This window comes from Flavobacterium sp. (genome assembly GCF_040402835.1).
Classification (GTDB): Bacteria; Bacteroidota; Bacteroidia; order Flavobacteriales; family Flavobacteriaceae; genus Flavobacterium.
This window is the reverse complement of sequence record NZ_JBBALW010000018.1, coordinates 23,197-37,510: the sequence shown is the minus strand read 5'-3', so window position 1 is coordinate 37,510 and position 14,314 is coordinate 23,197. Positions and strand designations below refer to the sequence as shown.

Annotated in this window: 11 protein-coding genes; 6 read left to right on the top strand and 5 right to left on the bottom strand. The window is 33.7% G+C overall.

Annotated features, from left to right (window positions below; all coding sequences use genetic code 11):
- Positions 1-5 precede the first annotated feature (5 nt).
- On the bottom strand, positions 6-167 hold the full coding sequence (rpmH, locus tag AC9UEH_RS07745) for a 50S ribosomal protein L34 (RefSeq protein ID WP_007136275.1): 162 nt from the start codon (positions 165-167) through the stop codon (positions 6-8).
- Positions 168-335: 168 nt separating this feature from the next.
- On the opposite strand from rpmH, the gene AC9UEH_RS07740 reads away from it, so the two are divergent.
- A complete protein-coding gene (locus AC9UEH_RS07740; protein ID WP_509530435.1) occupies positions 336-851 on the top strand; it encodes a DUF2892 domain-containing protein in 516 nt (171 codons plus the stop codon).
- Positions 852-904: 53 nt separating this feature from the next.
- Here the strand turns inward: AC9UEH_RS07740 and AC9UEH_RS07735 are convergent, their stop codons facing one another.
- Both AC9UEH_RS07735 and AC9UEH_RS07730 read right to left on the bottom strand, forming a co-directional pair.
- Positions 905-1,453: a PepSY-associated TM helix domain-containing protein gene (locus AC9UEH_RS07735; RefSeq protein WP_509530433.1), complete on the bottom strand. Its 549-nt coding sequence runs from the start codon at positions 1,451-1,453 to the stop codon at positions 905-907.
- A gap of 1 nt (position 1,454) precedes the next feature.
- A complete protein-coding gene (locus AC9UEH_RS07730; protein ID WP_509530431.1) occupies positions 1,455-3,680 on the bottom strand; it encodes a TonB-dependent siderophore receptor in 2,226 nt (741 codons plus the stop codon).
- A 331-nt stretch (positions 3,681-4,011) separates the two neighbouring features.
- Here AC9UEH_RS07730 and prfA point away from each other — a divergent pair, with 331 nt between their 5' ends.
- Positions 4,012-5,088, top strand: a complete 1,077-nt coding sequence (gene prfA, locus AC9UEH_RS07725; protein WP_509530429.1) for a peptide chain release factor 1 — start codon at positions 4,012-4,014, stop codon at positions 5,086-5,088.
- Between the two features lie 389 nt (positions 5,089-5,477).
- Entirely contained in the window at positions 5,478-6,302 is an 825-nt protein-coding gene (gene pyrF, locus AC9UEH_RS07720) for an orotidine-5'-phosphate decarboxylase (protein ID WP_509530426.1), read from the top strand.
- On the opposite strand, the gene AC9UEH_RS07715 is transcribed toward pyrF, so the two are convergent.
- Positions 6,292-7,893, bottom strand: coding sequence for a family 16 glycosylhydrolase (locus AC9UEH_RS07715; protein WP_509530423.1), 1,602 nt, complete (start codon positions 7,891-7,893; stop codon positions 6,292-6,294). The genes pyrF and AC9UEH_RS07715 overlap by 11 nt on opposite strands.
- Positions 7,894-8,041: 148 nt before the next feature.
- Here AC9UEH_RS07715 and AC9UEH_RS07710 point away from each other — a divergent pair, with 148 nt between their 5' ends.
- Positions 8,042-8,839, top strand: a complete 798-nt coding sequence (locus AC9UEH_RS07710) for an ABC transporter substrate-binding protein (protein ID WP_509530421.1) — start codon at positions 8,042-8,044, stop codon at positions 8,837-8,839.
- 58 nt (positions 8,840-8,897) lie between these two features.
- A complete protein-coding gene (locus AC9UEH_RS07705; protein WP_509530418.1) occupies positions 8,898-9,683 on the top strand; it encodes an alpha/beta fold hydrolase in 786 nt (261 codons plus the stop codon).
- A 132-nt stretch (positions 9,684-9,815) separates the two neighbouring features.
- On the opposite strand, the gene AC9UEH_RS07700 is transcribed toward AC9UEH_RS07705, so the two are convergent.
- Complete coding sequence (locus AC9UEH_RS07700; RefSeq protein WP_509530416.1) at positions 9,816-10,538, bottom strand: DUF4197 domain-containing protein; 723 nt, start codon at positions 10,536-10,538, stop codon at positions 9,816-9,818.
- Between the two features lie 261 nt (positions 10,539-10,799).
- Between AC9UEH_RS07700 and AC9UEH_RS07695 the strand changes: the two genes are divergently transcribed.
- Entirely contained in the window at positions 10,800-14,246 is a 3,447-nt protein-coding gene (locus AC9UEH_RS07695) for a methylmalonyl-CoA mutase family protein (protein ID WP_509530413.1), read from the top strand.
- Positions 14,247-14,314: the final 68 nt, after the last annotated feature.

The window sequence follows — 14,314 nt, the reverse complement described above, 5'->3', positions numbered from 1 at the left end:
AAACATTATTTTTTGTGTCTTGGTTCGCAAGAAACTGTCAATTTATGTCTTCCTTTAGCTCTTCTACGAGCAAGGACTTTTCTTCCATTTGCAGAAGCCATTCTGTCCATAAATCCGTGCTTATTTCTTCTCTTTCTTTTCGATGGTTGAAACGTTCTTTTGCTCATTGTTTGTTATCTTTAAAATCTTGTATTAAAATATCATTGGGAGTTTTAAATACTATATGCTTTAAAACCGAGTGCAAATATACAAAGACTTTTTTTCTTTGCAAGTAGTTTTGTAAAAATATTTTAAATTCCTTTTACTATCTTTGCAAAATCATTTAATCAAATAGTATGTTTCACAAAAATATCAAACTAATTTTCGCTGCACTTATTATCTGTTCAGGAATTTGGAGGTTTACTGAAAGCGAAATTGGAAATGGAATTTTCCTTATTTTTTTATCTATTATTCCAATTTTCTTATATTATAAAAACGAATTTATTTTATTGGCTTTTTTAAAGTTAAGAAAACAAGACTTTCCAGGTGCGCAAAAATGGTTGGCACACATCAAAAACCCTGAATCTGCTTTAGTTCGCAAGCAACAAGGCTATTTTAATTATCTTCACGGAATTATGCTTTCTCAAACTAATTTGATTCAAGCGGAGAAATATTTCAAGAAAGCAATTGAATTAGGATTGTCAATGGATATGGATTTAGCAGTTGCAAAATTGAATTTAGCGGGAGTTGCAATGACAAGAAGAAGAAAATTAGAAGCGACTACGTTACTAAATGAAGCTAAAAAATTAGACAAGCAAAACATGCTTAAAGATCAAATCGTAATGATGAAAGAGCAGTTGAAAAAGATGTAGTTTTATTTATTTTATAAAAAGTGAAGGCTGTATTTAAATACAGCCTTCACTTTTTAATTCAATAATACCAATATCAATAAAGGAAAAATTAATCCTGCAATTGCTAATTTCCAACCTCTTTTTTTGAAAGAAAATTTACCAGAAGGAATCATTATCATTCCTGTTATTGCAATTACAATTAAAGAAATTCCGAATAAATCGCCATAATAAATCCACCAATTTGAGTTGGTTTTATGCAGTCTCATCGTTTGGCTAATAATAGGGGTTTTAATAAAGGATACTATTTCTCCTTTTCCAGTTTTCATATCAATTTCGACATCGTGTTTTTCAAAAGAAATTTTCAAGTTTCCTTTTTTGATGTTTTGTCTGCGTATTTTGTCATCAATACTTAATAATTTTCCTAAATTTTCCGCAAATTGGTCAGTAATTTCAATTTCTGCTGGAAGTTTAACTTTTATCGCTTTTGTTTCCACAGTGTATTTTTCAGGATGCCAACTATCACGATGGTTCATCAAAATTCCAGAAAATGCAAAAGAAATGATTAATCCAATATAAAAATAGCCTAAATCGCGGTGTAAATTTCGTGCTTTGATGCTTTTCATTTTAAAAAGTATAAGATAATGTAGTTGTTAGCATTCGTGGTGCTATAGGAGTAACCGTATTATCATCGTAGACATAATAACTTAAAACATTGCTTAGGTTTGTTAGTTTTGTTCTGATACCAAAGTTTTTTATAGAATAACCCAAAGAGACATCAAACTGTAAATATCCGTCTACAGGTATTGGTTTTCTTGCTAATTCAGCTGGAGTAGAAGCATTGTTTGGTCGTAATCTTCCGCCTAATGTTTTTCCATAATAAGAAGAAATTATTCCTAATTCAAATCCGCGCAATTTGTTATCTTGTCCGAAAGTGTAAAACAAACTGGTGTTAGCTGTATTTTTTGGTGTAAATCGTAACGCTGTTCCTTTATCGTAAATATTACTTATTGTGTATTTTGTTTCGTTAAAACTATAACCTGCAATCATTCTAAATCCTTTATAATCTCCAGTAATATCCAATTCTAATCCTATACTTTGATACGCACCAGCCAATTCTTTAATAGAAGTATTGTTATTACCATTGGAAAAATCGGTTTGTGCTAAATTGGTATAATCTATTACATATCCAGTCAAATTTATAGATAAGTGATTTTTTAGAAGGTCATTTTTGAATCCTATTTCATATTGATTAATTTTTGATGTAGGTAACGCTTTAAAATCTTTGTCCGTTCCTGTATTTAGTACGAAAGAGTCGGAATAGCTAGCAAAAATAGAATTGTTTTTTGCGGGCTGGTAAATCCAACCCAATCTTGTAGAATACACATTGTCGTTGGTTTTCGATTCAATATTAATATTGGATGCAACCGTTAATGTATTGGTAGTATTGTCTAAATAACTATAACGCAAACCTGCCAAAACTTTAAATTTTTCACTAATCTCTACTAAGTCTTGGGCGTAAATTCCAAATCTTTTTACTGTAGCCAAAGCATTAGTGTTAATTTCCATTTCTGGAATTATAGCTGATTGGTAGTTTGTATTTTTGCTGATGATAACTCTAGGATTGTAAATATTTATCTTGTCAAAATAAATTATATTTTTAAATAATCTAGTGTCTGTCGTACTTTTGTCTGCATCAGATCCAACAAGCAACGTATGTTTTATTTTGCCAATAGCAAAAGTCCCTGTTAAATCAATTTCTGCTAAACTGTAATCTTGTTTGGCATCATTTTTTTGTACGCCTCGTGTCCAATCTCCATTAGTTTGTACCAAATTAGTGCTATTAGGACGCAAGCTTGACTGTAAAAATGTTGTGTATCCTTGATAAGAATACAATGCTTTTAACTGCCAATTTTCTTTCAACTGATGTGTTAATGTGGAAGTGAAACTTTCTTGTTTTGAATTGAATTCTCCCCAATCAAAACCTAAGAAAGAGTTTCTTGGTAAATCAATAACTTTATAATCAATAGTAGTAAGACCAAAATCTGGAGTTCTTTCGTCTTTTAAATAATCACCTTCAATTAATAAAGTTGTTTTTTTATTTAAATTTATTAAAAAGGAAGGATTGAAGTAAATTCTGTTGCTACCCACATAATTTCTAAAACTATTTCCTTTTTCATAGCTAGTAATAATTCTGTAAGCGAGCATTTTACTATCGTTTACACTACCATAAACATCTATGGTAGGTTTGAAAAAATTATATTCAGAAACCCTTAAATTTATTTCTCCGCCTTGGTAAAACCTAGGTTTTTTGGTTATCAAGTTTAAAATTCCGCCGGGAGCAACATTTCCGTATAAAAGTGCAGAACTTCCTTTCACAATTTCTATAGATTCAACGGAACTGGTTTCTGGAATTAAAGAACCGTTGAAACGAACTCCGTTTTTAAATGTATTTCCACCACTAAATGAAAATCCGCGTGAACCAATTTCTTCTTGATTATTACCCGATGCGTTACTTGCCCCAGAAACATATACTCCGTTTGTATTTTTTACAGCATCGGATAATCTTAAAATTTGTTGTTGCTTGATTGTTTCACTTTCTATAATGGATATTGCTTGTGGCAAATCCAAAGTTTTGATCGATATTTTTCGAGCAGTTATTGGTTTTTTCTGTTGATTTGTTATCACAATAACTTCTTGAAGAATTTGTGTTTTTCTTGGTTTTAAAGTATCATTTTCTATAATGATATCTTCTGATGGATTAACTTGTGAATCGAAATTTTTGGCTTCCTGACCAAAATTAGCAGCACTAACAAACGATGTAAGTGTCAAAATGAAAATATATTTATACATTTATTTAGATTAATTAAAAATAATTGTGCAAATATATATACGAATAATGAATAAAAAAAGTTTATTTATAATTATTATAAATAATATTTTTAAGGTTCTGAATATTAAGCAAATAAAACGGAGTACTATTAAAATACTTACATTGTAGTTTGAAACCGAAACCCATAGTCCAGACCAACTTGCCGCCAGGCAGTTGGAAGCGGCATCCCACGCTTTTTAGCCTAGATTCAGTGGATAGCGGGATAAAGCTTAAAAAAAATCGAAAATGAGTTTGCTTTATAGTATCAACTATTTTTTGTAAATTTGCACACTTAATTATTGAAAAAATAACATGTTAGACAGACTTCAAATAGTAAAACAGCGTTTCGATGAGATTTCGGATTTGATTATTCAGCCCGATGTGATTAGCGATCAAAAGCGTTATGTGCAATTGAATCAGGAATATAAAGGATTGAAAACGCTTGCCGATAAACGGGACGAGTATGTCGTTTTGATGGGAAATATTGAGGAAGCTAACGAGATTATTGCCGATGGTAGTGATGCAGATATGACCGAAATGGCTAAGATGCAATTGGAAGAAGCGAAGGAACGTTTACCTTTATTAGAGGACGAGATTAAGTTTTTGTTGATTCCGAAAGACGAGGAAGATGCGAAAAATGTTATGGTGGAGATTCGTGCTGGAACTGGTGGAGACGAAGCGAGTATTTTTGCAGGTGATTTGTTTAGAATGTACACTAAATATTGTGAAAATAGAGGTTGGAGAACTTCAGTAGTGGATATGAATGAAGGAACTTCTGGGGGTTTCAAAGAAGTAATTTTTGAAGTTACAGGCGAAGATGTTTATGGAACTTTGAAGTTTGAAGCGGGTGTTCACCGAGTGCAACGCGTTCCACAAACGGAAACGCAAGGTCGAGTTCACACTTCGGCTGCGACGGTTATGGTGCTTCCAGAAGCCGAAGAATTTGATGTTCAAATTGATATGAACGATGTTCGTGTTGATTTTTTCTGTTCGTCAGGACCTGGAGGACAATCGGTAAACACTACGAAATCTGCTGTTCGATTGACGCACATTCCAACAGGATTAGTGGCGCAATGTCAGGATCAAAAATCGCAACACAAGAATAAAGATAAGGCGATGGGCGTTTTACGTTCTCGTTTATACGAACAAGAATTGGCAAAAAAACAAGCGGAAGACGCTACAAAACGTACTTCTCAAGTGAGTTCTGGAGACCGTTCGGCAAAAATTAGAACCTATAATTATTCGCAAGGTCGTGTAACGGATCACCGAGTTGGATTGACTTTATACGATTTAGGAAATATTATGAATGGCGATATTCAGAAAATTGTAGATGAATTGCAATTGGTGAATAACATGGAGAAATTGAAGGAAGCGAGTGAGGTATTTTAAGGCGATGAAGAGATAATTTACTTGGTCAAAGACAAGCATAGCCCTCAGTTTCAACTGTGGGAAAATTCACGAAACGGTCAAATATAAAAAAAATCCCACGGTTTAAACCGTGCGCAATATTTGAAACGTGTAAACACAAAAAAACCCTGTTGAAACCGTGGGCAATGTATCAAACGGTCAAGTACAAGCATAGCCCACAGTTTCAACTGTGGGAAAATGTGAATCGAAAAATTAGAACATATAGAATTTAATAGAATTGCTTCGCCTGTTCGCTTTTGTTTGGGTCAAGAATTTTTAAAATTTTTAATTCTTTAATTCGTGGCAAAAAAATAGGATTTCCTTGCGAACTTTGCGAAAAACTTTGCGAACATTGAGTTAAACACACAACAATGATAACTAAAGAATTAATTCAACAAATCAAAATCAAAAAATCCTTTCTTTGCATTGGTTTGGATGTTGATTTGTCTAAAATCCCACCTCATTTATTAGCATTAGAAGACCCGATTTTCGAGTTCAATAAGTCTATAATTGATGCGACACATGATGTGGCAGTTTCCTATAAACTCAATACTGCTTTTTATGAAGCGTATGGAATTAAAGGTTGGATTTCATTACAAAAAACAATCAACTACATCAATGAAAATCATCCTGAAATCTTCACAATAGCGGATGCAAAACGAGGAGATATAGGGAATACGTCATCGATGTACGCCAAAGCGTTCTTTGAAGATTTGAATTTTGATAGCGTAACTGTTGCACCGTATATGGGAAAAGATTCGGTTGAACCCTTTTTGGCTTTCGAAAACAAGCACACAATTATGCTGGCTTTGACTTCTAATGAAGGTGCTTTTGATTTTCAAACCTTGAAAATAGATGGTGTAGAATTGTACAAACAGGTTTTAGAAATTTCAAAAACTTGGAAAAATTCTGAAAACCTTATGTACGTTGTTGGGGCTACAAAAGCGGAGTATTTCACTGAAATCCGAAAAATTGTACCTAATAGTTTCTTGCTTGTTCCTGGTGTTGGCGCCCAAGGTGGAAGTCTTTCGGAAGTTTGCAAATACGGAATGAATGCCTATGTTGGATTGCTAATCAATTCTTCAAGAGCTATAATTTACGCTTCTAATGGAACTGATTTTGCTGAAAAGGCTAGGGAAGAAGCTCAGAAAATGCAGTTGGAAATGGCAGAAATCTTAAAAACTACTATTTTTTAATAAATTTATAAGTTTGAATACCCGAATTTGTATTTATTTTCAAAAGGTAGATTCCGTTTTGATAGTGAGATATATCTAAAATAGTTTCCTCTGTATTTAAGACGTAAGAATTTAATTCTTGACCCAAAATGGAATAAATTGTTATTTGATTTCCAATTTGATTTTCCGAAATTTTAAGGTTTAGTTTGTCCTTAGCAGGATTGGGAAATAAAAGTAAATCTTTCTCTTTAGTTACATAGCTATTTCCTAAACTTGTTTGTTGGTAAACCCTAACATAGTCTACTTCCATTGCTGATTGAACAAAACTGGCAGTTACACTCGGCTCTATAGCTACATTTAATAAAATATATTGTTCAGCATCAAATGGCCAAGTATATTGGTTTTTTACAGCTGGATTGTAGGTTAAATGATTAATCCCATCAACACTAAATGTTAATTTTTGAGAATCCCATTCTAAAGCATAAATATGAAAATCAGTTGAAACTCCTGGTTTATTTTGTGAGTTTGAAACATATTCACCCACTGATAAATTCCCATTAATAGGATGATGAACTGCGCTAGATACTACATTTTGATTGGTTCCCCAATGCTCCATAATATCAATTTCCCCGCATGCAGGCCAACTTGCAGTTCCAAAAGCGCTGGTCCAATAACCTCCTGGCTCAATAATATTTTTTCCAAGCATCCAAATTGCAGGCCATGTTCCAGCACCAGTTGGAAGTTTAGCACGCACTTCTACACGCCCATATTTGAATGCAAATTTTGAATTCAATCGAGCCGAGGTGAATTGCTTGGTTTTTCCCTGATCGGTAAAGGCTTCCCTCTTGGCAACAATACTAAGAATCCCATTATTAATAGTTGAATTTACCTGACGATTGGTATAATGTTGCAATTCACCGTTGTACCAGCTATTTCCATTTGGAAGTTGGGTTTGCGGAAACCATTTTGTAGCATTTACAGCACCATTGGTATCAAATTCATCACTCCAAACTAAATTGTTGTATAGTGTTGCGGCACCTGAATATAAAAAATCATCTAGGAAAGCAACAACCTGAGAAGTGTTATTTTCGCCATTTACTTGAAGTACAACTCTACTAAAATCAGATCGGATTATTGGATTAGCTGAATTCGAATCTAAATTTACATAAGTATCTGTTGCGAAATTAAAAGTTATCGTTTGCCATTGATTTAATACAATTGGCTTTATAATTTCACATTGCGTTGACCAAGGCGAAGCGAGCGAACCATTTTGAAGTTTTAGTGAGATTTGATTCGTTCTATTTCCTGTAATTCCACTTGAGGGAACATATATTTTTAAAGAAAAAACACTACTAGTTGCTAAATTATAATTGAATCCTGCATCAAAACGAACATTTGCATAAGGTCCACCAATATCAGAATATTTCAATACTTTTGAAGAGGTGTTTATTCCAATTTGATAAGGATTTGTAAAATTGGTATCCATTCCACAGTCATCTCCAAACCAACTGTTTATAGTACTATTGCCTTCAAAGTTGTCCTGAGAAATTTGAACTTGTGAATAAATCAGTGAGGACGAAAATAGGATTGTTGAAAAAATAAAATTCCGCATTTAGAATGATTGAGTTTAATTATTATAACTAAACAAATATAGTATACATTATTGCTAATATAGTTTAACATACCTATACAAAAACCATACACAATTGGATTTTATTGTTTAAAAAGCAATAAATTTACATTTTATAATAATTGAGTTTATGGCTATGAAATTGGTTGACCAAATCGGAATTGATCATATTTTTGAATCCTCGCCAACGCGAATAATTTCTTTAGTTCCCTCCCAAACGGAATTGCTATTTGATTTAGGTCAGGAAGAAAAAATTGTTGGTATTACTAAGTTTTGTGTGCATCCGTATCATTTTAAAACTACAAAAAAGAGTGTTGGCGGCACTAAAAACATCCATTTTGAAAAGATTAGATTATTGAAACCCGATTTAATCATTGCCAATAAAGAAGAAAACACGAAAGAAATTATTGAAGAATTGAGAAAAACTTGTCCTGTTTGGGTCACTGATATTATTACAATTGAAGACAATTTCAGAATGATTTCCGACTTCGGGCGATTACTTAATTGTCGAACCGAGTCACAAAAATGGAACGATAAATTGGCATTTGCCTTGAGCGATTTTCAAAATTTTGTAAAAGAAAAACCTTTTGTGAAAGTTGCCTACTTCATCTGGAAAAATCCCTTTATGGTTGCGGGCTCTAATACATTTATAGATGAATTATTGAAGCTCAATCACTTCCAAAATATATATGAAAACAAAGGGCGTTATCCTGAAATTGAACTCAAAAAAATACGAATAGATGGCGATCCCGACATTGTATTTTTATCGTCTGAACCTTTCCCGTTCAGGGAAGAAGATGCTTTCGAAATTGGAAGAGCAACACACCACGCCACTACTATTTTTGTAGATGGTGAAATGTTTTCTTGGTACGGAAGCCGCTTGTTAAAAGCCTTTGAATATTTCAAAATTTTACACAATTCAATTTGAGTTTTTTTTTATATTGTAAATAATTAAACATAAATCAGTTACATTTACCAAAAAAAGAGTGATACATTATACCATTTACGAAAACAAAAAAAGTGCCCCCTGGGTAACCTTCGTGCATGGTGCAGGTGGAAGTTCCTCTATTTGGTTCAAGCAAATTCGTGATTTTCAGAAGCTGTACAATGTACTACTATTGGATTTGAGAGGTCATGGGAATTCGAACCAACAAATTAAAATTGCTTTCAAACAGAAATATACTTTTTCGGCTTTGGCCAATGACATTCTGGAAGTTTTAGACCATCTGAAAATTGAAAAATCCCATTTTGTCGGTATTTCATTAGGTACTATTTTAATTCGTCAATTGGCAGAAATGCATCCAAATCGAGTTCAAAGTATGATACTCGGCGGTGCTATTCTAAAAATGAATTTTCGTTCACAAATCCTAATGAAATTGGGGGATATTTTCAAATATTTATTGCCGTATTTGGTTTTGTATAAGTTTTTTGCTTTTGTAATTATGCCTAATAAAAACCACAAGCAATCCCGTTTATTTTTTATTAATGAAGCCAAAAAACTATATCAAAAGGAGTTTATAAAATGGTTCAAATTAACAGCAGAAATCAATCCAATTTTGAAATGGTTCCGCCAAGCAGAATTGAATATTCCAACTTTATACATCATGGGTAAAGAGGATTATATGTTTCTGCCTTCGGTTAGAAAAGTAGTAGATAAACACTTTAAATCGTCACAATTATTTGTAGTTGAACAATGCGGACACGTAGTAAATATTGAACAACCTACAATTTTTAATATTACGGTTATTTCCTTTATAAATAGCCAAAAATAAAAAAGCCATTCCCCGAAAGTAATGGCTTAATTCAAAAAAAACTAACTTTAAACTGTCTGCAAAAATCATCATAATTTAGCATTTGAATGTTAAGTTGATATTATTTCTGTGTTATTGTTTAGGGTATTATTCTTATTTTTTATCCTGCATCGCAAAAATACTTTTTAATAATGGCGAAGTTCTTGCTTTTAAATTCACCCTAATTTCTTTTTCCTCTACAGCAACCATTTTAAAAACGCCTTTCATCGTTTCCTTAGTAACATAATCCTTTAAATCAGGCGAAACTTTCCTAATTAATGGAATCGAATTGTATTTATTTATCAGCTGTTCCCAAATTTTATCTGCGTTCACTTTGTCCAATGAAGTCGAAATTACAGGGCTAAATTTATCATATAATGCAGTCGAAGTTGCTGTTTCTAAATAGGTTGTCGCCGAATTTTCATTCCCCATTAAAATCGTTTTGGCATCTGTGAATGTCATATTTTTTACTGCATCCACAAATATTGGTGTGGCTTCTTTTACTGCATTTTCAGCAGCTCTGTTCAGCAATTTCAAGCCTTCATCTGCCAAATTTGACATTCCTAAACTTCGTAAGGTTCTATCTACTTTTTGTAATTCTGAGGGTAGTAAAATTTTCACCAAATCATTTTTATAAAAGCCATCTTCCGCAGTTAATTTTGAAACTTGTTTCGTAATTCCATTGTTCAACGCTTCTTTTAATCCCGCACTAATATCCGGAATTATTGCCAAATTTGTGATTTTAGGAACTTTAATCTTTGCAAATTTTTTCAATTGATCGAGTTGTGCAGTAGCAATTAATGGCACAAATAAAAGGAGCATAATAATTCTTTTCATAACTTTTAATTTCTACAAAGATATACAAAATCTATTCCATTTTTTTTTGGAGCTGTTACCTGCTATCCGCTATATCCACACAAAAAAGCGTGGGATACCGCTGCTATCAGGGCTATGACCTCAGTATTAATTTTGATATTTTTGCAGAAAGTAATTTTTATGTAAAAATTCACATTATCATAAAGTATGTTTTTTACTATTATTGATAAATTATTTTTAAAAAACTCGTAAATTGCAGCTTTAAAATTATCACATTCATAAATGGAAGTTCAAAAACCCTACATACCCGTTCATAAAGTCCGAATTGTAACCGCTGCCGCTCTTTTTGACGGACACGATGCGGCTATAAATATTATGCGAAGAATTATCCAATCTACAGGAGTTGAAGTAATTCATCTTGGACACGATAGAAGCGTTGAAGAGGTTGTAAACACCGCTATTCAAGAAGATGCCAATGCAATTGCACTAACATCCTATCAAGGCGGACACAATGAATATTTTAAATATATGTATGATTTGCTCAAAGAAAAAGGAGCAGAACATATCAAAATTTTTGGTGGTGGCGGAGGTGTAATTTTGCCTTCTGAAATTGCAGAATTACAAGCCTACGGAATCACACGCATTTATGCACCAGACGATGGGCGCGCTATGGGATTACAAGGAATGATTAATGATTTAGTGCAAAAATCAGATTATGCAAATCCCCCTTTGAACCTTACAAAAGGCAAAACTATCGAGAAATCGATTGCCGATAAAGACGTAACAACTCTTGCAAGATTAATTTCGTTTGCAGAAAATACTCCAGATGAATTTCATAAAGTATTTCCGAAATCTTCTCAAGCTCACCCTTCGGGGGCGGGGAGGGCTCCCGTTCTCGGAATTACAGGAACTGGCGGTTCTGGAAAGTCCTCTTTAGTTGACGAATTGGTTCGCCGATTCTTAATCGATTTCCCTGAAAAAACCATCGGATTGATATCTGTAGACCCATCAAAAAGAAAAACTGGTGGTGCATTATTAGGCGACAGAATCCGTATGAATGCTATCAATAATCCTAGAGTTTATATGCGTTCATTGGCAACACGCCAATCTAATTTAGCTCTTTCAAAATACGTTGCCGATGCCATCCAAGTTTTAAAAGCTGCAAATTATGATATCATCATTTTGGAAACTTCTGGTATTGGGCAATCGGATACGGAAATCATGGATCATTCCGATGTTTCTTTATATGTGATGACACCAGAATTTGGAGCTGCAACCCAATTGGAAAAAATCGATATGCTTGATTTTGCCGATTTAGTAGCACTAAATAAATTTGATAAACGAGGTGGACTTGATGCGGTTCGCGATGTGAAAAAGCAGTACCAACGCAATCATAATCTTTGGGATGTAAATCCTGACAATATGCCTGTATTCGGAACTATTGCTTCTCAATTCAACGACCCAGGAATGAATACGCTTTACAAAGCGATAATAGATAAAATCGTTGAAAAAACGGAAAGTGATTTGAAATCAACATTCAAAATCACTCGTGAAATGAGCGAGAAAATATTCGTAATTCCACCTCATAGAACCCGTTATTTATCTGAAATTGCAGAAAATAATCGTAAATATGACGCCACTTCATTGTCACAACAAAAAGTAGCGCAAAAATTATATGGTATTTTCAAAACTGTTGAAAGCGTTTCTGGAAAGGAACCAATCTTGAATAAATCGGGCATTGAAATTTTAAACGCTGCCAATGAAAAATCAGAAGACAAGGTTTTTATTTCTCTTTTATTAAATCAATTTGAGAAATTAAAAATGGATTTAGATCCCTATAATTGGGAAATAATATTGACTTGGAATGATAAAGCTGCTAAATATAAAAATCCATTTTACACCTTTAAAGTAAGAGACAAGGAAATAAAAATTGCCACCCATTCTGAAAGTTTGTCGCACACGCAAATTCCAAAAATTGCAATGCCAAAATACGAAGCTTGGGGCGATATTTTGCGTTGGAACTTACAAGAAAATGTACCTGGAGAATTTCCATTTACCGCTGGTTTGTACCCTTTTAAAAGAGAAGACGAAGATCCATCTCGAATGTTTGCTGGCGAAGGTGGGCCAGAACGAACCAATAAAAGGTTTCATTATGTGAGCGCAGGATTACCAGCAAAAAGACTTTCTACAGCTTTTGATAGCGTGACTTTATATGGAAATGACCCACATATCCGACCAGATATTTACGGAAAAATCGGAAATGCTGGTGTTTCAATTTGCTGTTTGGACGACGCTAAAAAATTGTACTCGGGTTTCGATTTAGTACACGCATTAACATCTGTGAGTATGACTATAAACGGGCCTGCGCCAATGTTGCTCGGCTTTTTTATGAATGCTGCAATCGACCAACAATGTGAATTTTACATCAAAGAAAACGAATTAGAAAAAGAAGTTGAAGCTAAAATTGATGCAATTTACAAACAAAAAGGAACTGCAAGACCAAAATACCAAGGGGATTTACCTGAAGGAAATAATGGTTTAGGCTTACTACTTTTAGGAGTTACTGGCGATTTAGTTTTGCCAATATCTGTTTATAATGAAATAAAAATCAGAACCCTTTCGCAAGTTCGTGGAACCGTTCAAGCTGATATTTTAAAAGAAGATCAAGCACAAAATACTTGTATTTTTTCTACAGAATTTGCTCTTCGTTTGATGGGTGATGTGCAGGAATATTTTATAAAAAACAATGTAAGAAATTTTTATTCGGTTTCCATTTCGGGCTATCACATTGCAGAAGCAGGGGCAAACCCAATTTCTCAATTGGCATTTACACTTTCTAATGGCTTCACTTACGTGGAATATTATCTAAGTCGTGGAATGGATATTAACGATTTTGGACCAAATTTATCTTTCTTTTTCTCGAATGGAATTGATCCTGAATATGCGGTTATTGGTCGTGTAGCTCGTAAAATTTGGGCTAAAGCGATGAAAAATAAATACGGTGCCAATGAAAGAGCGCAAATGTTGAAATACCACATTCAAACATCTGGACGTTCTTTGCACGCTCAAGAAATTGATTTCAATGATATTCGTACTACCTTACAAGCTTTATATGCAATTTACGACAACTGTAACTCATTGCATACCAATGCTTATGACGAAGCAATTACAACGCCAACAGAAGAATCAGTGCGTCGCGCAATGGCAATTCAATTGATTATAAATAAAGAATTGGGGTTGACTAAAAACGAAAATCCTATTCAAGGTGCTTTTATAATTGAGGAATTAACTGATTTAGTGGAAGCTGCAGTTTTAGAAGAATTTGATAGAATTACGGAACGTGGTGGCGTACTTGGCGCAATGGAAACGATGTACCAACGCTCAAAAATCCAAGAAGAAAGTTTGTATTACGAAACCTTGAAACACACAGGTGAATTTCCAATAATTGGAGTAAATACATTCTTGAGTTCTAAGGGTTCACCAACCGTTATTCCAGCAGAAGTTATTCGTGCTACAGAAGAAGAAAAGCAATTCCAGATTGATATGTTGAACAATTTACACCAATCAAATCAGGATAAAGTAAACCAACATTTGAATGATTTACAAGAAGCAGCCATCAAAAACGAAAATTTGTTTGAGCATTTAATGGAAGCTACAAAAGTATGTTCTTTGGGTCAAATCACGAGTGCATTATTTGAAGTTGGCGGTCAGTACAGAAGGAATATGTAAGCAGAGAACCGCTTTTTGCAATGCAAAAAGCGAGTGAATCGCTTATCCCGCTTTTTAGCGGGATTTTT